Source organism: Paracidovorax anthurii, assembly GCF_003269065.1.
Classification (GTDB): Bacteria; Pseudomonadota; Gammaproteobacteria; order Burkholderiales; family Burkholderiaceae_C; genus Paracidovorax; species Paracidovorax anthurii.
In genome coordinates this window covers 1-23,208 of record NZ_QLTA01000037.1, presented here as the reverse complement: position 1 = coordinate 23,208, position 23,208 = coordinate 1, and the positions used below count along the sequence as shown (strand labels likewise).

The window sequence follows — 23,208 nt, the reverse complement described above, 5'->3', positions numbered from 1 at the left end:
CTCTTGCTCAATTTTTCTGGAGAAACAGTACATGGCAGCAAATTGGATGCGCCGCACGTTCCTGGTCGCCGCCTGTGCATCGGCCGCCTTCGTGGCGGCCTGCGGTTCCAGCACGACGGAGTCGGCCCTGACGCCGGACCGCATCGTCACCTTCGGCGATGCCTTCACCGATGTCGGGCAGAACGGCGCACGCTACACGGTCAACGACGGCTCGATCAACAACTGGACCCTGCAGATCGCCAACAACTACGGCCGCACGCTCACGCCCTCGTCGGCGGGCGGCACGGCCTACGCCCAGGGCAATGCGCGCGTGACGTCCACCACGGACGCGGCCGGCGGCTCGGCGCCCTCCACCACGCAGCAGATCACCAGCTTCCTGGCCTCCAACACGCTGGGCGACAACAACCTGATCCTCATGAACGGCGGCATCAGCGACATCATCGCCGGCATGGCGGCAGTGAACGCCGGCACGATGACCACCGACCAGTTCCTCACGGCCTCGGCCACCGCCGGGCGCGAGCTCGCGGCCCAGGTGCGCCGCCTGTCCGACGCGGGCGCCAAGCACGTGGTGGTGATCGGCACCTACGACCTCGGCAAGAGCCCCTGGGCCGTGTCGATCAGCCAGCAGAGCCTGCTGAGCACCGCCAGCACGCGCTTCAACCAGGCGCTGCTCGTGAGCATCGAGGACCTGGGCAAGACCGTGCTCTACGTCGATCTGGAATACTACGGCAATCTGTTCATCAACTCGCCCGGCGGCTACGGCTTCAACGACAAGGACAACCCCGTCTGCACCTCGGTCGCCTCCGGCAACGCCATCGGCATCGGCACCGGCCAGATCAGCTCGCTGCAGTGCAACACCTCCACGCTGCTGAGCGGCGCATCGCAGGACCGCTACGTGTTCGCCGACCGCGTGTACATCACGCCCTCGGCCCACCGCCAGTTCGGCACCTACGCCTACGACCGGCTGCGCGCACGCTGGTGATGCCCTCCCGCCGGCCCGCGCCGGCGGCCCCCGGGGGAAAAAAGAAGCCGACCCGAGGGTCGGCTTTTTCATTGCCGGGGCGCCGGGCTCAGAACCGGTAGCCGATGCCCACCGCGAACACGTTGGGGTTCAGGCGGATGGCGATGTTCTGGCCGCTGGAGAGGTGCGTCGTCGTCTTCAGGAAGCTCTTGTAGTAGGCCGCATCGACGAACCAGCGCTCGTTGAAATTCCACACGAAGCCGACCTGGGGCGTCAGGCCCCATTTGTTGTCGATGGTCGCCGTGGTGGGGTTGGCGGGCGTGCCGCCCGTCAGCCCGTTCAGCGTGGCCGTGGTGCGCTCCTTGAAGAACTTGGCATAGGTCACGCCCAGGCCCACGTAGGGGCGGAAGGCCGCGTTCGCCTCGCCGAAGCGGTACTGCGCGAACACCGTGGCCGGCAGCACCTTGGTCTCGCCGACCTTGCCCGTGCCCCCGATGGCGCCCGCGCCGTAGAACGTGTGCTTGAACGGCAGGCCGACGGGCACGTCGATGGCCCAGTTGTCGGTGACCATGTAGTTGATGCCGCCCGTGAGCGCCGTGTCCGAGCCCACGTCCACCTTCGTGCCGGGGAAGCTGGGAGCCGAGAGGTTGCCGCTCTTGACCTGCGGGGAGATGTGGGTGGCGCCGGCGCGGAAGCTCCAGGTGCCGGCCACCTGGGCGGATGCGGCGCCGCATGCGATCAGCGCCAGGGCGCCGGCGGCGAGGGAAAGGGATTTAGCCATGGGGATCTCTCCAGTCCGCAATCAGAGCCAGCCCGCCGTTGCGAGCGAACGCGCCACCAGCTGGGCCATCAGTTGATGGGCGTAGGGCGTGGGATGGAAGCTGTCGGAGAACCCGTAGCTCCTCCACCAGTCGGCACCGCCCGTCGCGCCGGCGGGCGGCGTGGTGGCGGACAGGGCCGTCGCCGTGCAGGTGGGGAAGGTGTAGGTGGGCAGGCCATCGCTGCCGGTGCCCGTGGCGGGGCAGACCGGCGTGGTCGTGTTGGTGAGCTGGTACTGCGAGGGGTTCGTGGACTGGTCCTTGAACGAGGCGTAGAAATCCACCACCGTCAGCCGGCTGTCCGTGCCCAGGCTCGTGGCCAGCCGGGCGTTGAAGGCCTGCACCCAGCCGTCGAACACGGCTTCGGCCTGGGTGGCCGCCGCCGCGCCATTGGCGGCGGAGATGCGCGCGAGCACGGCGCGGAAGCGCGGCGTGAGCGTGATGCCAGGTGCATTGAGCACGGCCACGCGCTTGGCGCCCTTGCCCAGCACATTGGTGCGGATGGTGCCGGCGAACTGCGTGGCCAGCGCCTGCATGTAGAGCCCGCCCACCTGGGCCAGCCCCGTGGCGCCGCCGGCGAATGCATTGGTGACCGTGGCGGCGTCCAGCAGCGTGAGCAGCAGCGCGCGGTACGACGCGCCGCCGTCGGTGGAGACGCGCAGGTAGGCGCCGACGAGGTCGGCCGCGTCATTGCCGCCGCCATCGATCAGCACGAGGTCGCCGTCCGCGAACCCGGCCGCGCCGGCATCCTGGATCTGCTGGGTGATCGACGCGGGCGAGGTCGGCGCCGACGTGTTGTTGATGCGCCCGCCGCCCACCGCGTAATTGGTGCAGGTGGAACGCGTGGTGAAGGTGGTGCCGTTGGAGAGGTAGTGCGAGCACAGCGTCTGCCCGTAGTTCGTGGCCACGCGCTCGGGCCAGATGGGCGTGGAGCCGGTGCCGGTGGCCGCGCTGCCCTGCACGGTGAACTTGAAGCCGAAGGTGCCGCTGTCGGCCAGGCTGTCGCCCATGACCTTCACCGACGTCACCTGGGCGGCGGGGGTGGTGTCGGACCCGCCGCCACCGCAGGCCGCGAGCAGGCAAGCGGCGGCCAGCACGGACCAGGACGCTCTGTTATGGATGGTTTTAGAGATCACGTTTGCTCCGTCAGGTTAAAAAAGCACGACCGTGCGTTTTATAAAGAGCCATCGTAATCCCGGACCCGCTCCAGCCACGACAGGGGAATTACCGATACCCCTGCCGCGCCGGACGTGGCGGCCCCTGGCCGCGGCCAGGCTACCGCTGCGCCGCCACCCAGTCCACCAGCGCCTCCATCGCCGGGCGCGCCGCGGCCGCGTTCGGATGGTTGGCGATGGCCACCACCACGTAGCGGCGGCCGCCGGTCCCGTGCACGATGCCCGCGAGGGCCGAGGCATCGCGCAGCGTGCCGGTCTTGAGGTGCGCCGCGCGCGATGCCCGGCCGGCCTGGCTGCGCCGCAGCGTGCCATCGACGCCCGCGATGGGCAGCGACGAGAGCAGCTCCGGCATGACGGGCGAGGCCCACGCCACCTGCAGCATGCGCGCGAGCGACGCGGCGCTCACGCGGGCCTCGCGGCTCAGTCCCGCGCCGTTGTCCAGCACCGGCGGCTCCGCGCCCGGCACGCGCTGGCTCCACCATTGGGCCACGGCATTGCGCGCGCCGTCGAACGTGGCCGTGCCGTTCTTCTGCAGCGCGATCGTGAGGAAGAGCTGCTGCGTCATCACGTTGTTGCTGTACTTGTTGATGGCCCGTACCGTCTCGGCCAGCGGCGGGGACGCCACGCTGAAAGCCGGCGCGAGCCCCGGCGGCACGCGCCCCTCGCGCACGCTGCCCGTGAGCTTGCCGCCCAGCTCGCGCCACAGGCCCTCGATGGCGCGCGCGGCGAAGCCCTGCGGATCGGGCGGCGCCACGGACCAGACACGCTCGCCGCAGGCCGCCGGGAACACGCCCTGGAACGCCACGCGTGCGGGATCGGCCCAATCGGCCTTGAGCGCTGCGCGCCAGTCGCTGCATTCGGCGCCCGGCGCCGCCAGGGGCACGGTGGCCGGCCAGGGCACGCCCGCGAGCGGCGGCTCGGCCTGCACGCGCGCCACGCCCGCCGCCACGTCGGGCACGAAGGTGAGCGCGACCGACTTGAAGTTGACCAGCAGCGCGTCGGGCGCGGCGTTGTAGGGCCGCAGCGGCTCGCCGTCGAACAGCGCGGCATCGTGCGCGGGCAGGTCGAACGCGCTGCGGTCGAGCACGATGTCGCCCACGATCACCTGCACGCCCTGGGCCTGCAGGCGCCGCAGCAGCAGCCAGAGGCGCTCCACCACCAGTTGCGGATCGCCCACGCCGCGGATGTACACATTGCCGCGCAGGCTGCCGCCCTGCGGCCGCGCGTCGAAGTACACGGGCGTATCCCAGGTGAAGGCGGGCCCCAGCAGCTCCAGCGCCGCGTAGGTGGTGACGAGCTTCATCACCGAGGCCGGGTTCATCGGCTCCTGCGCGCGCCAGGCCAGGCGCGGCGGCTGGCGGCCCTCGGCATCGGCCACCACGAACGCGACGGCGTCGGTCGGCACCTTGGCGCGCTGCAGCGCGGCCTCCACCGGGGCGGGCAGCACCGCTGCCGCCCGCGGCGCGGCGGCGCCCTGCGCGAGCGCCGTGCCGCCCGCGAGCGACAGCGCCGCGCCGATCCAGGCCGCATGCCAGCGGGACGGGCGCGCGGCGGCGCGCAGGGAACGGGACAGGGAAAAGAGGAAAGGTCGCAGGAAGGGCATGGTCCGGGAGTCTAGGACGCGCACAGCAGCCCTGCGGGCCATCCCGGCCGGGGCGGTGGCCGATAATCGCCGTCTTGCCGCCCCATGCCTCCGGCGCGGCGCCCCTCCTCGCCATGCACCTGCTCGCCTTCGACACCAGCACCGACACCCTCTCCATCGCCGTCCAGCGGCAGGCGGAGGGCGAAGCCGCGCGGGTCTGGGAGCGCAGCGCGCCCGGCGGCGCGCAGGCCTCGGCCGGGCTGCTGCCGGCGATCCGGGGCCTGCTGGACGAGGCCGGGCTGTCGTTCGACACGCTGGACGCGATCGTCTTCGGGCGCGGCCCCGGCTCCTTCACGGGCCTGCGCACCGCCTGCTCGGTGGCCCAGGGGCTGGCCTTCGGCGCGCGCGGCGGCAAGGGCGTGCCCGTGCTGCCGGTGGACACGCTGCTGGCCCTGGCGGAAGAGGCCCGCGCCACGCACGGCTGCACGCGCGTGGTGGCGGTGCTCGACGCGCGCATGGACGAGGTGTACGCGGCCCGCTTCGACTGGCATCCGGGCCCTGGGTGGAGCAGTGCCGGCGATGGCGATTTCGGGCTCTGCGCGCCCGAGGCGGTTGCGGTGCCCGCCGGCTGGACGGTGGCCGGCAACGCCCGGGTCGCCTATGGCGAGCGGCTCGCGCCCGGCGCGCCCGCCTCCGCGCACGTGGCGGCCCTGCCCACGGCCGGCGCCCTGCTGCGCCTCGCGCCCGCGCTGCTCGCGGCGGGCGGCGCGGTGCCCGCCGCCGCCGCGCTCCCGCGCTACGTGCGCGACAAGGTGGCGCAGACCACGGCCGAGCGCATGGCCGCGCGCGAGGCCGTCGCCGCTGCGGCTTCCCCCGGCGGGCCGGCTTCCGTATCCTCCCGGGCATGAGCGCCGTTGCCCATTCCCCCGACACGGTCCGCTTCGAGCCGCTCACGCTCGCGCGGCTCGACCTGCTGCTGGACGTGGAGCGGCAGGCCTACGCGTACCCCTGGACGCGCGGCAACTTCACGGACGCGCTGGCCGCCGGCTACGAAACGCAGCTGCTGATCGCGGCCAACGACGATCTGATCGGCTATTTCGTGGCCATGCAGGGCGTGGACGAGGTGCACCTGCTCAACCTGACGGTGGCCCCGTCCCACCAGCGCCAGGGCTGGGCCCATCTGCTGCTCGACGCCCTGGCGCTCTGGGCACGCAGCCGGCAGGCCCAGTGGCTGTGGCTGGAAGTGCGCGTGAGCAACCAGCGGGCGCGGGACGTGTACCTGGCCCGGGGATTCCGCACCGTGGGCGAGCGCAAGCGCTACTACCCCGCGGCGAACGGCAGCCGCGAGGACGCCATCGTGATGAGCCTCGCCCTATGAGCCTCGACCTGGACGCCCGCCAGCGCGCCATGCTGGCCGAGATGGGCATCACCGTGTGGCAGCCCTCGGCCGCGCCGACCCCGGCGCCCACGGCGGCGCAGGCCGCGCCTGAGACGGCCGCCCCCCCGCAGCCGCCACGGCAGCCCCCCTCGGCCCCCCCCGCCCGGGCCCTGCCGGCCGATGCCACCGCCCCGCCCCCCGCCGCGCGGCGCGCGCCCGATGCCCCAGCCACGCCGCAGGCGGCACCCCGCGCCGTGGAGGCCTCCGGCCCGGCGCTGCGGCTGCACGCGCCGCTGCCGCTCTATCCGCAGGCCGATCCCGCCGCCACGCCCGCCACTCTGGGCTCGGGCTGGCTCGTGGTGGCCGAGAGCACGGCCCCGGACTCGCCCCTCGCGGGCGGCGATGCGGGCAAGCTGCTGGACAACATGCTGCGCGCCATGCAGCTGCACCGCCACCCCCGCGCCTTCTTCGCCGCCGTGGAGCGGGCCGCGCCGGGGAGCGCCGATGCCGACGTGGCCGCCGCCGTGCGGGACGCGATCGCCGCGCTGCGGCCCGCGCTGGTGCTGGTGCTGGGCCTCTCGGCCGCGCGCGCCGTGCTCGGCAGCCGCGACCCCCTGGGCCGGCTGCGCGCCACCACCCACGAGCTGCCGGATGGCACGCCGGCCGTCGTCACCTACGACCCGGCCTACCTGCTGCGCGCTCCCGAGGCCAAGGCCGCCGCCTGGGCCGATCTCTGCCGGGCGCTGGCCCGCGTGCGCGGCGCCACCGGCACGCCCCCTCCTGGCGAAGGCTGAGGCCGCGCGGCGCGCCGCCGCTCCGGCGAATCCACGCCGCCAACGCCCGCGGAACGCAGCCGGACTGACACACCACCGTCACGCGGCAACCGTGCCGCGATGCCATAATCCGAGGCTTGCTTTTTTGGAGAAAGCTCCGTGGAAACCTACCCCAGTCGGTAGCTTTCAACTCCCGGCGTGCCCAGGGCCTTGGGGGATTGAAAGCACCCCCAGCCCCCCCATCGCCAACGGCGGAACCCACCCCGCCAACCCCACCGGGAGTGAGCCCATGCTCAACATCTTCACGCTCGCCAACGGCCGGCTGGTCCAGGAAGAAATCGAATCCCTGGAAGACCTCGCCCGCTTCCAGCCCATCTGGGTGGACCTCGAATCGCCCACGCTGGAAGAAAAGCGCTGGATCAAGCAGCACTACGGACTGCAGATCCCGGCCGACGCGATGGACGAGGACATCGAGGAATCCGCCCGCTTCTACGAGGAAGACAACGGCGAGGTCCACATCCGCAGCGACTTCCTGATCGACGACGAGGACAACCCCCGCTCGGTGCGCGTGGCCTTCATCCTCAACCTCGTCAACGACACGCTCAAGAGCAAGGGCGTGCTGTTCTCGATCCACGACGAGGACCTGCCCGTCTTCCGCCTGCTGCGCATGCGCGCACGCCGCGCGCCCGGCCTCATCGAGGACGCCAAGGAAGTGCTGCTCAAGCTCTTCGACCTGGACGCGGAATACTCCGCCGACACGCTCGAAGGCATCTACGACGAACTCAAGGAAGTGAGCACCCAGGTGCTCGCCGGCGACGTGACCGACGCGCGCGCCGGCGAGGTGCTGGCGGCCATCGCGCGCCAGGAAGACCTGAACGGCCGCATCCGCCGCAACGTGATGGACACCCGCCGCGCCGTGAGCTTCATGATGCGCAGCAAGATGCTCAACGCCGAGCAGTTCGAGGACGCGCGGCAGATCCTGCGCGACATCGAATCGCTGGACAACCACACGGCGTTCCTCTTCGACAAGATCAACTTCCTGATGGACGCCACGGTCGGCTTCATCAACATCAACCAGAACAAGATCATCAAGATCTTCTCGGTGGCCAGCGTGGCGCTGCTGCCGCCCACGCTCATCGCGAGCGTCTACGGCATGAACTTCGAGTTCATGCCGGAGCTGAAGTGGACCTACGGCTACGCGTACGGCATCGTGCTGATGGTCGCGAGCGCGCTGGGCCCCATGTGGTACTTCCGCAAGCGCGGCTGGCTCAAGTAGGGGCCCGCAGGCCGCCCACGGGGCCCGGCATGGGCCTTTTCCCGCCCATGTCGCCGTGTAATCTGGCTTTCTTGCTATTTAAAATATAGCAAGCTCAAAGGGTCCGCAGCAGTTGCCCGATGATGCCGTCGGCGTAGCGGCTCGCCACCGTCTGCACGAAATGCGAGAAGTCGCGCGGCGCATCGTCGTCGGCGCGGTCGGAGATGGTGCGCACGGCAGCGAACGGCACGCCATGGTCCGCGCAGACCTGCGCCACTGCCGCGCATTCCATCTCCACGGCCAGCACGTCATGGCCCGCCGCGCGCAGCGACCGGGCCAGCGCGTCGGCCTCGGCCGCCCCCGACACGAAGCGGTCGCCGCTCGCGATGAGGCCGGCATGCACGGCCGCGGCGCCATGGGCGCCCGCGCCCTCCGCCAGGCAGGCCTGGGCGGCCTGCAGCAGCAGCCCCGTCAGCGCCGGATCGCAGGCCATGCGCACCCGCCCGTAGCCCGGCATCTCCCAGCGCGGGAAGAGCGGAGAGGCGTCCATGTCGTGCTGCAGCAGCTCCCGCGCGACGACCACGTCGCCGATCCGCACGCCCTCGCCCAGCCCGCCCGCCACGCCCGTGAAGACGATGCGCTGCGCGCCGAAGCGCTCGATGAGCGCGGCAGCCGTCGTGGCGGCCGCCACCTTGCCGATGCCCGAGAGGGCCAGCACCACGCCGTGTCCATGCAGCGTGCCCCGATGGAACGTGCGGCCCGCATGCGCGATGCGGTCCGCCTGCTGCAGGGCGGCGGAAAGCCCGGCCTGTTCATCGGGCAGGGCGCTGAGGATGGCGGTGGTCGGCATGGCGGCAATCACGGTCGGAAGGGTGGGACGAAAAAAAGCCGGCGGCGCAAGGCCACCGGCGCGGAGCAAGGAAAGGACGGAAGGTTGCCCGCGGTGGCGGCTCAGGCCTTCTTGTCGCGCAGTTCCCGGCGCAGGATCTTGCCCACGGGCGTCTTGGGCAGGGATTCGCGGAACTCGATCACGCGCGGCTGCTTGTAGCCCGTGAGGTTGGCGCGGCAGAACTCGCGCAGGTGCGACTCCGACAGCGCCGGGTCCTTGCGCACCACCACGAGCTTGACGGCCTCGCCGGTCTTCTCGTCGGGCACGCCCACCACCGCGCATTCGAGCACGCCGGGGCAGGCGGCCACGACCTCCTCGACCTCGTTCGGATAGACGTTGAAGCCGCTCACCAGCACCATGTCCTTCTTGCGGTCCACGATCTTGAAGAAGCCCCGCGCGTCCATCACGCCGATGTCGCCAGTCTTGAAGTAGCCGTCCTCGGTCATGACCTTGGCCGTCTCGTCGGGGCGCTGCCAGTAGCCGGCCATGACCTGCGGGCCGTGGATGGCGATCTCGCCGGCCCGGCCCAGCTCGGTCACCTCGCGGCCCTCGTCGTCGATGAGCTTCATGCGGGTGCTGGAGATGGGCACGCCGATGGTGCCGGTGAACTCCGTGTTGGTGACCGGGTTGCAGCTCACCGTGGGGCTGGTCTCCGAGAGGCCGTAGCCCTCGCAGATCGGGCAGCCGGTCTTCTGCAGCCACAGCTGCGCCACCGCGCTCTGCACCGCCATGCCCCCGCCCACCGACACCTTGAGGTTCTTCCAGTTCACGGTGTTGAAGTCGGGGTGGTTGGCCAGCCCGTTGAAGAGCGTGTTCACGGCCGGCAGGCTGTGGAAGGTGTGGCGCGACAGCTCCTTGAGCACGGCGGCGAGGTCGCGCGGGTTCGGGATGAGGATGGTCTTCGCGCCCGTGCGCATGGCCAGCATCATGTTCGCGGTAAACGCGAAGATGTGATAGAGCGGCAGCGCGCACACGCTCGCGGGCTGCTCGCCTTCCGGCACCTTGCGCATCGCGGGCGCGTTCCAGGCCTCGGCCTGCAGCACGTTGGCGATGAGGTTGCGGTGCAGCAGCACCGCGCCCTTGGAGATGCCGGTCGTGCCGCCGGTGTACTGCAGCAGGGCCACGTCGTCGGGCCGCAGCTCCGGCGTGACCAGCGTGGCGCGCGCGCCGCGCGCCAGCGCATCGTTGAAGCGCACGGCGCCGGGCAGCGAGAACGGCGGCACCAGCTTCTTCACCTTGCGCACCACGTAGTTCACGACCAGGCCCTTGAGCAGGCCCAGCCGATCGCCCATCGACGCGAGCACCACGTGCTGCACCGGCGTGGCGCCGATGCAGGCCTGCAGCGTCGCCGCGAAGTTCTCGATGATGAGGATGGCCCTGGCGCCCGAATCCTTGAGCTGGTGCTCCAGCTCGCGCGGGGTGTAGAGCGGGTTCACGTTGACCACCACGAAGCCCGCGCGCAGCACGGCCGCGACGGCCACGGGGTACTGGGGCACGTTGGGCATCATGATCGCCACGCGGTCCCCGCGCGACAGCCCGAGGGTCTGCAGGTAGGCGGCCATCTGGCGGCTCTGCGCCTCGGTCTCCGCGAAGCTCACGTCCTTGCCCATGAAGCTGTAGGCCGTGCGGTCCGCATGCTTCCGGAAGGCCTCTTCCATCAAGGCGACGAGCGAAGGGTACTGCGTCGGGTCGATGTCGGCCGGCACTCCCTCGGGATAGGCGGCGAGCCACGGGCGGTCGTTCATGCTGTGTGTCTCCAGAACCTGTTGTTACAAAAAAAGAACCCGCATTCTGCGGGCGCCGGGCCGGGGCGCGCGTCTGGGCTTTCCCTAGCGCGGACCGCGCGGGAGCGCCGCCGCGCACCTCAGAACGTGTTCACGGTCTCATGGCGCGATGGGGATCGGGAAGGGTGGAAAGACCAGCCGCCCATCCATCATCGAGACGCTCTGCCGTGCCGCCTGGGCCAGCTTCTCGCTCCACAGGAACGCGGGGCGCCCCGCTTCCATGAACTCGTCGTTGCTGCGCGTGGCGGGCCGCAGCAGGGCCTGGCTCACGACCACGTCCAGCGAGATGAGCGCGCCGCCGGCGGTCGCATAGCGGTAGAGGACATGCGCGTACGGCGTGCCCGGGGCCATGTGCTTTTCGGCCATCCATTGGGACACCACGGGGCGGCTGCGCGCCAGGTAGTCGCCCGTGTCGGCGCGCCGCCGGTAGCGCAGGCAGTCCACGCGGGCGGGGCTGCCGCGGGTGCGGTCCTGCACGAACACGCCGTCCTGCTGCGGGCAGGGCGAGGTCCACAGCGTGGTGTCGCGCGGGTAGTTCGTGGCGTTGGTCTGCATGAACACCAGGGCCAGCAGCGGGCGGTCCTTGCCGGGGCCGCGCAGGCCCATGACGGTGGTTTCCATCGGCAGGTCGGCGGCGGTGTCGTCGGGCAGCACGTCCAGCACGAGGCTGCTGCGCTGCAGCACCTCCCAGTCCCCGGGCGGCAGCTCGATCTGCGCGCGGCCGACATGGGGAAGCGAGGGCTGCACCGGCGCGCAGGCCGCGAGCGACAGCACGGCGGCCCCGGCGATCAAGGCGAGGCGGCCCGCGCGGGCCGGCAGGAGCGGGAGAGAGGGCGTTTTCACGGAACGGGCGATTCGGGAGTGGTTCTTCGGCAGGCCGGCGGAGAGACCGCGCCCGGGAAAAAGACAAAGGGCCAAAGGGCAAAAGGGCCGCGGAGCCGGCCTCGGCGCGGACCGGCCAACCCGGCCGCATGGCATCGCCCGAGCTTACCCGAACCCGGCGCGGGCCCCTGTCCGGCGCGCCCGCCAGCAAAAAGGCGGCGCGCATGCCGGGCATGCGCGCCGCCTTCGGGCCGGGCGGAGGGGGCCGCGGCGAGATCGTCAGTGCACCACCTGGGCCAGCGCGCCCGAGGCGTACTGGCCGGCGATCACCTGCAGGCTGTGGCCCTTGATCTTGGAGGCCTGGCCCTCGCAGCCGAACTCGATGTAGCGCTGCTTGCAGATGGCCTTGGCCGCCTCGCGCGCGGGCTTGAGCCATTCGCGGGCGTCGAACTTCTCGGGGTTCTCGGCCAGGAACTTGCGCACCGCGCCGGTCATGGCGAGGCGGATGTCGGTGTCGATGTTGATCTTGCGCACGCCGAACTGGATGGCCTTCTGGATCTCCTCCACGGGCACGCCGTAGGTTTCCTTCATGTTGCCGCCGTACTGGCGGATGATCTCCAGCAGCTCCTGCGGCACGCTGGAGGAGCCGTGCATGACCAGGTGGGTGTTGGGCAGGCGGGCGTGGATTTCCTTCACGCGCTCGATCGAGAGGATGTCGCCCGTGGGCTTGCGGGTGAACTTGTAGGCGCCGTGGCTGGTGCCGATGGCGATGGCCAGCGCGTCGAGCTGCGTGGCCTTGACGAACTGCGCGGCTTCCTCGGGGTCGGTCAGCAGGGCCGAGTGGTCCAGCTTGCCCTCGGCGCCGATGCCGTCCTCCTCGCCGGCCATGCCGGTTTCGAGCGAGCCCAGGCAACCCAGCTCGCCTTCGACGGTCACGCCCACCTTGTGGGCCAGCTCGACCACCTTGCGGGTCACGTCCACGTTGTAATCGAACGAGGCGGGCGTCTTGCCGTCCTCCCTCAGCGAGCCGTCCATCATCACGGAGGAGAAGCCCAGGTCGATGGCGCCCTGGCAGATCGCGGGGCTCTGCCCGTGGTCCTGGTGCATCACCACGGGCAGGCGCGGGTAGGCCTCGACGGCGGCCTGCACCAGGTGCTTGATGAAGCTCTCGCCCGCGTACTTGCGGGCGCCGGCGCTCGCCTGGAGGATGACCGGCGCGCCCACTTCGTCGGCCGCGGCCATCACGGCCTGCACCTGCTCCAGGTTGTTCACGTTGAATGCGGGGATGCCGTAGCGGTTTTCAGCGGCATGGTCGAGCAATTCGCGCATCGAGACGAGTGGCATGGGGGTGGTTCCATTCAAGGGTGGGGATGGAGGGCGCGGCCCGTGCACAGGGCCGGCACATTCGCGGCAGTGGCCGGCGGTGGTAACCGCTTGGTAACCGGGCCATTTTATCCGGTGGCGCCAGCCCCCCCGCCGGTGCGCAGTTCCACGCGGTAACACGTGGAAAAAGGCCCGGGCGCGGAGATCTGGCGGAAACGCCCGCCATGCGCCTCGGCCACGCGGGCGACAATCTCGTGGCCCAGGTGGAGGCTGTCCACCGGCGCCGGCACGGCGGCCGACTCCCGGTCGGGCGCGGCGCGGCGGCCGTCGTCGCACACCTGCAGCCACGCGCCGCCGCCCGCGGCGGCCTCGGCCCGCACCTCCACGCGCGTGCCCCGGGGCGTGTGGCGCAGCGCGTTCTCCAGGAGGTTGCGCAGGGCCATTTCGAGCAGGACCGCATTGCCCCGCACCACCACCGGCTCCGGCGCGGCCACCTCCAGGGTGGCGCCGTGCTGCCACGCCGCCTGGGCATGGTCGGCGGCGACCGCGCGCGCCAACTCCGCCAGATCGACCTCGGCTTCCAGTTCGTGCATCCGGGTACGGCTGGCGCGGGCCAGGGCCAGCAACTGGGTGAGCACGTGGCCGGCACGCAGCGCGTCCTGCCCGATGCGCGCCAGCGCCTCGGCCTGGGCGGGGCCGTCCAGGCCGCCGTCCAGCGCACGGGCCTGCAGCACGATGGACGACAGCGGCGTGCGCAGCTCGTGCGCCACCTCGTTGGCCAGGCGCCGCTCGCGCACCAGCGCGGCCTGCTGCCGGTCGAGCAGGGTGTTGATGGAGGCCACCACGGGTTCGAACTCCCGCAGCGTGCCGCCCGCCGGCAGGCGCCCGGCGCCCGCGATATCCAGCGCCGCCACGTCGTGCGAGAGGGTGTAGAGCGGCCGCAGCCCGCGCCGCACGGCGAAGCCCAGCACCAGCATGATCACGGGCAGCAGCCACAGGCCGGGCTCCACCATCTGCGCGGCGATGTCCTCGGCCAGATCGTCGCGCTCCTCCAGGGTCAGCAACACCACCACCTTGCGCGAGCGTGCGCCGTCCCACTGCGCGAAGCTGCGCCAGGGCGTGGACTTTGCGCCCAGGTGCAGCGTGGCGAAGCCATCGGGCGTCTCGAAGGGCGGCAGCGGCGCATCGCCGATGTGCGACAGCAGCCGGCCCTGCGCGTCCCACTGCACGACGCTGAGCGACTGCTGGTAATCGTGCGCCTTGAGCCAGGGCATGGGCGCGCGCTGCGTGGCCTGCGCCGGCCCCACCATCTCGCCGGGCCGCAGGTTCAGGAGCAGCGCCGCCACGCTGGCCAGGTGGCCGTCGGTCAGCTCGTCGGCCTCCTCGATGCCGGTGAGGTAGGCCATGCCCACGAAGCTGGCCCACACGACCAGCAGGGCGCTGAGCGTCCAGAGCAGCAGGCGCCGCGTGAGGGAAGGCGTGCGCGCGGAAGAAGGAAACGGCGGGGCCACGGCCGCGTCACTCCCACGGGATGAAATAGCCCACGCCGCGCATGGTCTGGATGCGCTCGCTGCCGAGCTTCTTGCGCAGGTGGTGCACGTGCACCTCGATGGCATTGCTCTCCACGCTGCTCTGCCAGCTGTAGAGCCGCTCCTCGATCTGCTGGCGCGAGAGCACGCGGCCGCGCGCATCGAGCAGGACGAGCAGCACGGAGAACTCGCGCGGCGACATCTCCACCGGCTGGCCCGCGCGGCGCACCGTGCGGGCGGCCGGGTCCAGTTCGATATCGTGCACGCGGATCACGGGCGAGGCCCGGCCCGCCGCCCGCCGCAGCAGGGCGCGCAGGCGCGCCTCCAGCTCGTCCACGTCGAAGGGCTTGGCGAGGTAATCGTCCGCCCCCTGGTCCAGCCCCGCGATGCGCTCGCTGACCTGGTCGCGCGCCGTCAGGATCAGCACGGGCGTCGCCGGGTCCGGCAGCCGCGCCGGCTGGCCGCCCGGCGGGGACGCGGGCGCCCGGCGCAGGCGCGTGAGCAATTCGCCGCCATCGCCATCGGGCAGGCCCAGGTCCAGCAGCACGGCATCGAACCGCTCGGCCCGCAAGGCGCTCCACGCCTGCGCCACGCCGCCGCACACGTCCACGGCATAGCCCCTTTGCTGCAGATTGGCCCGCAGGCCGGCGGCGATACCGCCATCGTCTTCGACCACGAGGATTCTCATGCCGCCATTGTCGCGGCTCCGCCCCCCACGGCCGCCGACCGTTAAGACAGCGTTAAGAGGGGCTCCCTATCGTCGCGCGCCATGACCCCTGCGACCCTGCCGTCTCCCGCGCCCCGCCCCCTTGCCCTCCTGCTCTGGACCGTGGCGGCCCTGGGCCTGCTCATCGCCTGGGATGCCACGTCCTTCGACATGGTGCTGGCCCGGGTTTTCGGCAATGCCGGGGGGTTTCCGCTGCGCGACGACGGGTTCCTGGTCTCCGTCATGCACGAGGGCGCACGGCGCACGGGCTGGGTGATCATGGTGCTGCTGGCCGCTTCCGTCTGGTGGCCCGTGGGCTGGCTGCGCCAGCTCTCGACCGCCGACCGCATGCAGATGGCCGCCAGCGCGCTTCTCGCCCTGGGCGTCGTGACCGTCTTCAAGCAGACCAGCGCCACCAGCTGCCCGTGGGATCTGGCCGAGTTCGGCGGCGTGGCCCGGTATGTCTCGCACTGGTCGCGCGGCATCTTCGACGGCGGCAGCGGCCACTGCTTCCCGGCGGGCCATGCCTCGGCCGGCTTCGCGTTCATCGGCGGCTACTTCGCGCTGCGCCACCGCAAGCCGCGCGCGGCCCGCTGGTGGCTGGCGGCCTCGCTCGCCGCCGGGCTCGTGCTGGGCCTGGCCCAGCAGATGCGCGGTGCGCATTTCATGAGCCACACGCTGTGGACCGGCTGGCTGTGCTGGGTGGCGGGCTGGGCCAGCGATCTGGTCGCACGGTTGCTGCGCCTGCGCCATCCGCTCTCCGACAGCGTCCTTCCTCCCGAGAGCGCATCCCATGCTTGCCCTTGATGCCGACCTTTTCCTGGCGCTGAACGCCACCCCCGCCACGCCGGCGGCCGTGCTGGCCGCCGCGCGGTGGCTGTCGCAGGATCTTCCCGTCTTCGCGGGACTGCTGATGGTGCTGGAGCTCGCGCGGGGCAATCCCGCCACGCGCCGCGCCGTGGCCTGGGGGGTGTTCTCGCTGCTGGTCGCGTGGTGCACGGTGCGCGGGTTCCGGGCCCTCTTTCCGGTCCCGCGCCCGGCGCAACTGGGCCTGGGCATCCAGTGGATCGAGATGGGCGCCCGCGCGAGTTTTCCCAGCATGCACACGGCCGCCGCCTTCGCCCTCGCGCGGGGCCTCACGCTCGGGCTCGCGCGCGGCCAGGCACCCGGCTGGCGGTGGCTGGCCTACGCCCTGGCAGCGGCCCTGGGCTGGAGCCGGGTCTGCCTGGGCGTGCACATGCCCTCGGACGTGATCGCCGGCGCGCTCGTGGGCGCCTGCAGCGCCTGGGTGGCCGGACGCGCGGCGCAGGCCTGGATCAGCCGGCGCGGCAAATTTTCAGCATATTGGTTCCGCCCGGGGCGCCCATCGGCTCCCCGCAGGTGATCACATAAAGATCGCCCTGCTGCACGATGTTGCGGCTCTTGAGGTGGCCCTCGGCCTGCTCCAATGCCGTGTCACGGTCCACGCTGGTGTCCATGAGCAGGGGGCGCACGTTGCGGTACATCGCCATCTTGCGCTGCGTGGCCACCTTGGGCGTGAGCGCGTAGATCGGGATGTGGATGCGGTGGCGGCTCATCCAGAGCGCGGTGGAGCCGCTGTCGGTGAGCGCCACGATGGCCTTGGCGCCCAGGTGGTGGGCCGTGAAGAGCGCGCCCATGGCGATGGACTGGTCGATGCGGCCCAGCGTCTGGCCCGTGAAATCGGAATCGCGCTCGGGGTCTTCGGCGGCCTCGGCGGCGGCGCAGATTTTGGCCATCTCCTCCACCGTCTCCAGCGGATAGCGGCCGGCGGCCGTCTCGGCGCTGAGCATCACGGCATCGGTGCCGTCGAGCACCGCGTTGGCCACGTCGCTCACCTCCGCGCGCGTGGGCACGGGGTTGGTGATCATGCTCTCCATCATCTGCGTGGCGGTGATGACGACCTTGTCCATGTCGCGCGCCATGCGGATCATCTTCTTTTGCAGCGCCGGCACGGCGGCGTTGCCCACCTCCACGGCCAGGTCGCCGCGCGCCACCATGATGCCGTCGGACACGCGCAGGATCTCCTCCAGGCGCGGCACCGCCTCGGCGCGCTCGATCTTCGCGATCAGGGCCGGCTTGTGGCGGTATTCGGCCGCGGCCACGTTGCACAGCTGGCGCGCCATTTCCATGTCGGTGGCGTTCTTCGGAAAGCTCACGGCCACGTAGTCGGCCTGGAAGCTCATGGCGGTCTTGATGTCCTCCATGTCCTTGGCCGTGAGCGCGGGCGCCGTGAGGCCCCCGCCCTGCTTGTTGATGCCCTTGTTGTTGGACAGCTCGCCGCCCACGCGCACGGTGGTCAGCACCTCCTCGCCGCGCACGGCGTTCACCGTGAGCACGATGAGGCCGTCGTTGAGAAGCAGCACGTCGCCCGCCTTCACGTCGCGCGGCAGCTCCTTGTAGTCGAGGCCCACGCCGTTCACGTCGCCCGGCTCGGTGCGCGAGGCATCGAGGACGAAGGCCGCGCCGGGCTCCAGCCAGACCTTGCCCTCGGCGAACTTGCCCACGCGGATCTTGGGGCCCTGCAGGTCGGCCATGATGGCCACCTCGCGGCCCGCGCGCTGGGCGGCGGCGCGCACCTTCTCGGCCCGGTCGATGTGGTCCTGCGCCGTGCCGTGGCTGAAATTGAGCCGCACCACGTTCACGCCGATCGCGATCATCCGCTCCAGCAGGGCCGGATCGCTCGACGCGGGGCCCAGGGTGGCGACGATCTTGGTGGCTCGGCGGATGCGCATGGGGGTGTCTCCTTGGAAGCGTTCGGGATGTAATCGGGTTTCAATTCTGGCACGGAAACGGTTACATACCGGGTACAGGCACGGGCCCGTCCGGCCCAGGGAATTCAATTGCCGCCGTCGACCGCGGCTGGCGGCATGGCCCGCACTTGCGCGGCCAGCCACTGGCAGAACGTATCGCGCCGGGGATGGGCTGCGGTGGTGCGCCCCAGCGCGAGGTAGTCGTAGCCAGAGGCCGCAAAGCCGAAGGGCGCCACCAGGCGCCCGGCCTGCACGTCGTCCACCACCAGGTGCCAGGGGGCCAGGGCAATGCCCAGGCCGCGCACGGCAGCCTCCAGCGTGAAGTAGTAGTGCTCGTACACCGGGCCGGTGGCCGCTGCCTCCGGGTGCCAGTCCGCACCGGTGGATGCGGCCCAGGCGGCCCAGGCACCGCGCCGCGCGCGTGTGTGCAGGAGGGGTTGGCCCTCCAGGTCGGCGGGTGTGTGCAGCACGCCGGTGCGCGCAGCCAGCGCGGGGGACAGCACCGGGCCCAGGCACTCGGAGAACAGGTGCAGGGATGTGGCGTCATCGCGCCGTGCGACTGTGGCCTCTTCGGCGGTGATGAGCAGGTCGCAGCCTTCGGAGGCGGCATCGGTGCCCGTGTCAGTGGTACGCAGGCGCACCTCGATGCCGGGATGCTGCGCATGGAAGTCGAACAACCGCGGGATCAGCCATTTGACCGTGAAGGTGCTGAAGCAGGCCACGTCCAGCGGGCCGTGGTGGGCATCGCCCAGGGCACGCACCGTGTCTTCGATCTGCTGGAAAGCGGTGGCCAGCACGGGCTGCAGCGTGCGTGCCGCGGCGGTGAGCGTCGGCCGCGCCTTGGTGCCGTCGAACAGCGGCAGGCCCAGATGGTCTTCGAGTTGACGCACCTGACGGCTGATGGCGCCTGGCGATACCGACAGCTCTTCGGCGGCCATCGTCATGCGGCCCAGACGAGCAGCGGCTTCGAAGGCACGCAGGGCGCCCAGGGGCGGGAGGCGACGTGGCATGGCGATTTCTATGTGATTCAGCTGCACATAGAGCGCGAGGATAAATCGCTTTTTCCTGAGGAAGAAACTGAGAAAAATCAGGAGGCCGCGATCAGAGCGGTCCTTGCCGCCTATTTTCCAAACAGGAACATACTGAAATGCCTTTCATCCACACCTACCTTCCACAAGCAACGCCGCCTGGCGAACGTGAGGGCATCGTTCAGGCCATCCACCAGGCTTTGGTCGATGGCATCGCCATGCCGGAAGACGAGTTGTTCAACATGGTGACCGCCTACGCGCCCGGGCAATTCGCTTTCAGCCGCAGCTTCAACGGAGTGGCACGCTCGGACGAAGTGGTGGTCGTGGAGATCACCTTGCGCCGCGGCCGCAGCGACGCGATGAAGCGCGACCTGTACACCGGCATTGCCCGGAATCTCGGGGTGATGGCGCGCGTAGCCCCGGCCGACGTGTTCATCTTCATGCACGAGAACGACTATTCCGACTGGTCGGTGGGATACGGTCGCTTTGCCATGGGACTGGTGCAGCAGGTAGGCGCGCCTGGCTGATGTGGGGACGAGGCCCCATGGCCGTTCGGGGCCCGCTTCGGATGTTCCATGCAGTCGTGCGCCGGACCGGCGCGGCACCAAGCGACGGCGCTCGATCCGGTGCCGGGCTCTGCCCGGATGGCACGGCTCAGCCGCGCATCAGCGCCTCGATCTCGCCCGCCTCCACCGGCACGTCGCGCGTGATCAGCTCGCAGCCGGCCTCGGTCACGATGGCGTCGTCCTCGATGCGGATGCCGATGTGGTGGAACGCCTCGGGCACGCCGGGCGCGGGGCGGATGTAGAGCCCCGGCTCGATGGTCAGCACCATGCCCGGGCGCAGGATGCGGCTGGGCCGGTTGGTGATGGTCTCGCCCGAGAGCGGGTCGCGCCGCTCGCTGGTCTCGCCCACCTCGGAGGGCTCCACGTAGCTGCCGCAGTCGTGCACGTCCATGCCGAGCCAGTGGCCCGTGCGGTGCATGTAGAACTGGAAATAGGCACGCTGCTCGATCACGTCCTGCGCGGAGCCGAACTTGTCCTTGCGCAGCAGGCCCAGGTCCAGCAGACCCTGCGCCAGCACCGCCACGGTGGCGTCGTGCGGGTCGTTGAAGCGCACGCCGGCCTTCGTGGCGGCCACGGCCGCGTGCTGGCTCGCCAGCACCAGGTCGTACACGTCGCGCTGCGGGCCGGTGAAGCGGCCGTCGGCCGGGAAGGTGCGGGTGATGTCGCTGGCATAGCCGTCGAGCTCGCAGCCGGCGTCGATCAGCACCAGCTCCCCCGCGCGCACCGGCGCGGCGTCGGCGCGGTAGTGCAGCACGCAGGCATTGGCGCCGGCCGCGACGATGGAGTTGTACGCCACGGCCTGCGAGCCCTGGCGGCGGAATTCGTGCAGCAGCTCGGCGTCGAGGTGGTACTCGCGCACGTCCTCGCCGGCGCGCAGCATGCGGGCGCTGTACTGCATGGCACGGACGTGGGCCTGCGCGCTGATGCGCGCGGCGCGGCGCATCACGTCCTGCTCGTGCGCATCCTTGATGAGGCGCATCTCGTCGAGCAACGTGCACAGGTCGCCCTGCTGCGCGGGGCACAGCGCGCCGTAGCGCACGCGGGCGCGCACCTTCTGCAGCCAGCCGTCCACGCGCGCGGCCAGCCCCTCGTGCGTGGCGAACGGGTACCAGACGCGCTCGCGGTTCTCCAGCAGGCGCGGCAGCTGCGATTCGAGCTGCGCCGAGGAATGCGCCGCCTCCACGCCCAGCGCGGCCACGGCCGCCTCGGGGCCGAGGCGGTAGCCGTCCCAGATCTCGCGCTCCAGGTCCTTGGGCTGGCAAAAGAGCGTGGAGCGCCCGTCGGCCGTCAGCACCAGGCAGGCCTGCGGCTCGGTGAAGCCGGTGAGGTAATGGAAATAGCTGTCGTGCCGGTAGAGGAACTCGCTGTCGCGGTTGCGGGCGCGCTCAGGCGCCGTGGGCACGATGGCGATGCCGCCCTCGCCCAGCAGGGAAGCGAGGTGGGCGCGGCGCCGGGCGTAGAGGGAAGGCTGTGAGGTCATTCCCCCATTGTCACGCCATCCAGCCGCCGCGTGGACGCGGCGTGGCAAACCCCCAGGCGGCCTGGCCGAAGCGCTGTGCGCGACGGTGTTGACTATTGTATTCATATGAATACAATCGTTTTCAACCCGACTTGAACGCGAGACATCCGATGCCGCCGCCCACCCAGTCCATGGAACCCCTGTCCGCACGGATTCCGAGCGATCTCTACCTCTGGCTCGCCCGCCTGCCGGTGGAGGGCGCCACCACCAACAGCGACAAGCTGCGCGTGCTGCTGGGCCAGCTCAAGCGGCAGTACGACGGTGCCATGGACTACCCCGCCGCACACGCGTGGACGCGCGATCTCACCGCCGCCGCGCGCGATGCCCTGGTGCGCGCCGAGGCCGAGTCGTCGCGCCATTCGGAGGTGCTCGGACTGCTGCTGGAGCACGTCACCAGCAGCCTGGCGATGGTCATGAGCCATGTGCCCCAGACCGCGGCCGAGGCGGCGCAACTGGAGGACATGCTCGTGCGGCGGGCCTTCGCGCTGAGCGCGGGGCTGCTGCGGCAGGCCGCTACGTCGGAGGCATCGGCCTACGACCCCGGCGTGGTGCGCCGGCACATGGCCGCCACGGTCGAGCTGGCGAACAGCATTCATCACAGAAAAGGAGAGTGAGCGATGGCAGATTCCCTGAAGACCCGCGTGGGCCGCGTCATTGCCGGGAGCGTGCATGCCCTGGTGGACCGGCTCGAAAACCAGGCGCCCGAGGCCGTGATGGAGCAATCCATCCGCGAGGTCGATGCCGTCATATCGGACGTCCGGCATGAACTGGGCCTCGTGAGCGCCAACCGCCATCTGGCGCAGCAGCAGCATTCGCACCTGAACGCCCAGCACGAAACCCTCGCCGGGCAGACGCGGCAGGCCCTCGACGCCGGCCGGGACGACCTGGCGCGGGCCGCCGTGGCACGCCAGCTGGACATCGAGGCCCAGATCCCGGTGCTGGAAACCGCCCTCGCGGAACACGTGCGCAAGGAAGACGAGCTCAAGGGCTACGTGACGGCCCTGCTGGCCAAGAAGCGCCAGATGGCGGAGGCGCTGGAGGAGTTCGTGCGCAGCCGCGCACCGGCCACGCACCCGGATGCCGCCCCCGGCGCGGGCACCCGCGCACAGGACCGCATGGAATCGGCCACCGGCGCCTTCGACCGCCTGTACCAGCGCCACACGGGCCTCTCGCCCAGCGCGGCGGGTGCCACGCTGGAGCAGGCCACGCGCCTCAAGGACCTCGAAGAGCTGGTGCGGCAGAGCCAGATCGAAGAACGCATGGCGCAACTGCGCACCCGCTGATCGTGAGCCTCCTTACCGCTGCGGAAACCACCCCTTTCGGCGTGGCCTTCGCGCTGATCGTCGCGATCGCGCTCATCGAAGGGTTCGGCATGCTGGTGGCGTTCAGCCCCAGCAACGTAATCGACGGACTGCTGCCGGAGGTCGCCTCCGACGCCGGGCTGGACCGCGTCCTGGGCTGGCTGCACCTGGGCCAGGTGCCCTCGCTGGTGCTGCTGGTGCTGTTCCTGGCGGGCTATGCCATCTTCGGCTACGCGCTGCAGATGGTGGCCCACGCCATGCTGGGCGGCTTCCTGCCGGCCTGGGGCGCCGGGCTGCTCGCCCTGCCCTCGGGCCTGGTCACCGTCCGGGGCCTGGGCTCCCTCGTGGCCCACATCCTGCCGCGCGACGAGACCAGCGCGGTCAGCGAGCTTTCGCTGGTGGGCCGCACCGGCGTGATCTCCGCGGGCACCGCGCGGCGCGGCTGGGCCGCACAGGCGCGCGTGCGCGACACCCATGGCCGGACTCACTACCTGATGGTGGAGCCGGACATCGACAGCGACGTTTTCGAGGAAGGCGTCGAGATCCTGGTGGTGCGCAAGGCCGGCGCGTTCTACCGGTGCATCGCCAACCCGCACCCGACGCTCATGTGAGCGGCGGGCCCGCGCGGCCCGCCCTCGCGGCATTTTTTCCATTCCTCTCCCTACCCAATACCGACATCCCGAGGGACTTAGAACGTGTTTACGATCTTCTGAGTAGCAGAGCCAGAAACGCCAAGTGGACGAACTGTAAGCTGGTGTTGAGCCATCGCTCACAGTTCTTCCATAGCCGCCGATTCTTGTCCAGCCAAGCAAAGCTGCGCTCAACCACCCAGCGCTTGGGCATGACCTTGAAGGTGTGCAACTCGCTTCTCTTGGCGATCTGCACCGTCACATGCTCACCCAGGATGTCCTTGACGCCTTGCGCGAAGGGCTCGCCTGTGTAACCGCTGTCCGTCAGCACACTTTGCACCCGCCCCAGCGAGCGCTTGCAGCGCTTGAAGGCCGCAAGCGCTCCCTTGCGATCAGTCA

24 protein-coding genes are annotated in these 23,208 nt (G+C 70.7%); 11 read left to right on the top strand and 13 right to left on the bottom strand.

Annotated elements, in window-relative coordinates; translation table 11 throughout:
* The first annotated feature begins 31 nt into the window (after positions 1–31).
* Positions 32–982 carry an SGNH/GDSL hydrolase family protein gene (locus AX018_RS16750; protein ID WP_111879472.1) on the top strand — a complete coding sequence of 317 codons (951 nt, stop codon included), beginning with the start codon at positions 32–34 and terminating at the stop codon, positions 980–982.
* Between the two features lie 88 nt (positions 983–1,070).
* Here the strand turns inward: AX018_RS16750 and AX018_RS16745 are convergent, their stop codons facing one another.
* The 3 genes from AX018_RS16745 to dacB all read right to left on the bottom strand — a co-directional run bounded on the left by AX018_RS16745 (position 1,071) and on the right by dacB (position 4,557).
* A complete protein-coding gene (locus AX018_RS16745) occupies positions 1,071–1,742 on the bottom strand; it encodes an OmpW/AlkL family protein (RefSeq protein WP_111879469.1) in 672 nt (223 codons plus the stop codon).
* Positions 1,743–1,763: 21 nt separating this feature from the next.
* The gene (locus AX018_RS16740; protein ID WP_111879466.1) at positions 1,764–2,915 is read right to left on the bottom strand and encodes an SGNH/GDSL hydrolase family protein; all 1,152 of its coding nucleotides are present in this window, start codon (positions 2,913–2,915) and stop codon (positions 1,764–1,766) included.
* Between the two features lie 139 nt (positions 2,916–3,054).
* The gene (gene dacB, locus AX018_RS16735; protein ID WP_111879464.1) at positions 3,055–4,557 is read right to left on the bottom strand and encodes a D-alanyl-D-alanine carboxypeptidase/D-alanyl-D-alanine endopeptidase; all 1,503 of its coding nucleotides are present in this window, start codon (positions 4,555–4,557) and stop codon (positions 3,055–3,057) included.
* Between the two features lie 113 nt (positions 4,558–4,670).
* Between dacB and tsaB the strand changes: the two genes are divergently transcribed.
* The 4 genes from tsaB (at position 4,671) to corA (ending at position 7,963) form a co-directional block, all read left to right on the top strand.
* The gene (gene tsaB / locus AX018_RS16730) at positions 4,671–5,444 is read left to right on the top strand and encodes a tRNA (adenosine(37)-N6)-threonylcarbamoyltransferase complex dimerization subunit type 1 TsaB (protein ID WP_111879526.1); all 774 of its coding nucleotides are present in this window, start codon (positions 4,671–4,673) and stop codon (positions 5,442–5,444) included.
* The gene (gene rimI / locus AX018_RS16725) at positions 5,441–5,914 is read left to right on the top strand and encodes a ribosomal protein S18-alanine N-acetyltransferase (protein WP_111879461.1); all 474 of its coding nucleotides are present in this window, start codon (positions 5,441–5,443) and stop codon (positions 5,912–5,914) included. The genes tsaB and rimI overlap by 4 nt, the downstream gene beginning before the upstream one ends.
* A complete protein-coding gene (locus AX018_RS16720) occupies positions 5,911–6,708 on the top strand; it encodes a uracil-DNA glycosylase family protein (RefSeq protein WP_111879458.1) in 798 nt (265 codons plus the stop codon). Before rimI ends, AX018_RS16720 begins: the two co-directional genes overlap by 4 nt.
* A 268-nt stretch (positions 6,709–6,976) precedes the next feature.
* Positions 6,977–7,963 (top strand): magnesium/cobalt transporter CorA, encoded by a 987-nt coding sequence (corA, locus tag AX018_RS16715; RefSeq protein ID WP_111879456.1) that lies wholly within the window; start codon positions 6,977–6,979, stop codon positions 7,961–7,963.
* A gap of 94 nt (positions 7,964–8,057) precedes the next feature.
* On the opposite strand, the gene AX018_RS16710 is transcribed toward corA, so the two are convergent.
* The 6 genes from AX018_RS16710 to AX018_RS16685 all read right to left on the bottom strand — a co-directional run bounded on the left by AX018_RS16710 (position 8,058) and on the right by AX018_RS16685 (position 14,977).
* Complete coding sequence (locus AX018_RS16710; RefSeq protein WP_111879454.1) at positions 8,058–8,792, bottom strand: 5'-methylthioadenosine/adenosylhomocysteine nucleosidase; 735 nt, start codon at positions 8,790–8,792, stop codon at positions 8,058–8,060.
* A 101-nt stretch (positions 8,793–8,893) separates the two neighbouring features.
* Complete coding sequence (locus AX018_RS16705) at positions 8,894–10,576, bottom strand: long-chain-fatty-acid--CoA ligase (RefSeq protein ID WP_111879451.1); 1,683 nt, start codon at positions 10,574–10,576, stop codon at positions 8,894–8,896.
* A gap of 138 nt (positions 10,577–10,714) precedes the next feature.
* Positions 10,715–11,458 (bottom strand): hypothetical protein, encoded by a 744-nt coding sequence (locus AX018_RS16700; RefSeq protein ID WP_245951611.1) that lies wholly within the window; start codon positions 11,456–11,458, stop codon positions 10,715–10,717.
* Positions 11,459–11,716: 258 nt separating this feature from the next.
* Positions 11,717–12,781 carry a class II fructose-bisphosphate aldolase gene (gene fba, locus AX018_RS16695; RefSeq protein ID WP_111879446.1) on the bottom strand — a complete coding sequence of 355 codons (1,065 nt, stop codon included), beginning with the start codon at positions 12,779–12,781 and terminating at the stop codon, positions 11,717–11,719.
* A 107-nt stretch (positions 12,782–12,888) separates the two neighbouring features.
* Complete coding sequence (locus AX018_RS16690; RefSeq protein WP_245951609.1) at positions 12,889–14,271, bottom strand: histidine kinase dimerization/phospho-acceptor domain-containing protein; 1,383 nt, start codon at positions 14,269–14,271, stop codon at positions 12,889–12,891.
* A 7-nt stretch (positions 14,272–14,278) separates the two neighbouring features.
* On the bottom strand, positions 14,279–14,977 hold the full coding sequence (locus AX018_RS16685) for a response regulator (protein ID WP_111879441.1): 699 nt from the start codon (positions 14,975–14,977) through the stop codon (positions 14,279–14,281).
* Positions 14,978–15,058: 81 nt separating this feature from the next.
* On the opposite strand from AX018_RS16685, the gene AX018_RS16680 reads away from it, so the two are divergent.
* Positions 15,059–15,802, top strand: coding sequence for a phosphatase PAP2 family protein (locus tag AX018_RS16680; protein ID WP_111879438.1), 744 nt, complete (start codon positions 15,059–15,061; stop codon positions 15,800–15,802).
* Positions 15,789–16,379 carry a phosphatase PAP2 family protein gene (locus AX018_RS16675; RefSeq protein WP_111879435.1) on the top strand — a complete coding sequence of 197 codons (591 nt, stop codon included), beginning with the start codon at positions 15,789–15,791 and terminating at the stop codon, positions 16,377–16,379. Before AX018_RS16680 ends, AX018_RS16675 begins: the two co-directional genes overlap by 14 nt.
* On the opposite strand, the gene pyk is transcribed toward AX018_RS16675, so the two are convergent.
* Together pyk and AX018_RS16665 are read right to left on the bottom strand one after the other, a co-directional pair.
* Complete coding sequence (gene pyk / locus AX018_RS16670; protein WP_111879432.1) at positions 16,312–17,748, bottom strand: pyruvate kinase; 1,437 nt, start codon at positions 17,746–17,748, stop codon at positions 16,312–16,314. The genes AX018_RS16675 and pyk overlap by 68 nt on opposite strands.
* 104 nt (positions 17,749–17,852) lie before the next feature.
* Positions 17,853–18,776, bottom strand: coding sequence for a LysR substrate-binding domain-containing protein (locus tag AX018_RS16665; protein WP_111879430.1), 924 nt, complete (start codon positions 18,774–18,776; stop codon positions 17,853–17,855).
* 137 nt (positions 18,777–18,913) lie between these two features.
* Here AX018_RS16665 and AX018_RS16660 point away from each other — a divergent pair, with 137 nt between their 5' ends.
* Entirely contained in the window at positions 18,914–19,321 is a 408-nt protein-coding gene (locus AX018_RS16660) for a tautomerase family protein (protein WP_111879427.1), read from the top strand.
* Positions 19,322–19,448: 127 nt separating this feature from the next.
* On the opposite strand, the gene AX018_RS16655 is transcribed toward AX018_RS16660, so the two are convergent.
* Positions 19,449–20,840, bottom strand: coding sequence for an aminopeptidase P N-terminal domain-containing protein (locus tag AX018_RS16655; RefSeq protein ID WP_111879425.1), 1,392 nt, complete (start codon positions 20,838–20,840; stop codon positions 19,449–19,451).
* A 149-nt stretch (positions 20,841–20,989) separates the two neighbouring features.
* Between AX018_RS16655 and AX018_RS16650 the strand changes: the two genes are divergently transcribed.
* From AX018_RS16650 to AX018_RS16640, 3 genes are read left to right on the top strand one after another with little or no spacing between them, the layout of a single operon-like run.
* Positions 20,990–21,493, top strand: coding sequence for a hypothetical protein (locus AX018_RS16650; protein WP_111879422.1), 504 nt, complete (start codon positions 20,990–20,992; stop codon positions 21,491–21,493).
* Positions 21,494–21,496: 3 nt separating this feature from the next.
* Positions 21,497–22,162, top strand: a complete 666-nt coding sequence (locus AX018_RS16645; RefSeq protein WP_111879419.1) for a PspA/IM30 family protein — start codon at positions 21,497–21,499, stop codon at positions 22,160–22,162.
* Between the two features lie 2 nt (positions 22,163–22,164).
* Positions 22,165–22,791, top strand: a complete 627-nt coding sequence (locus tag AX018_RS16640; protein ID WP_111879416.1) for a YqiJ family protein — start codon at positions 22,165–22,167, stop codon at positions 22,789–22,791.
* Between the two features lie 88 nt (positions 22,792–22,879).
* On the opposite strand, the gene AX018_RS16635 is transcribed toward AX018_RS16640, so the two are convergent.
* Positions 22,880–23,208 (bottom strand): transposase (locus tag AX018_RS16635; RefSeq protein WP_146749212.1); only part of this gene is annotated, 329 nt, incomplete at its 5' end.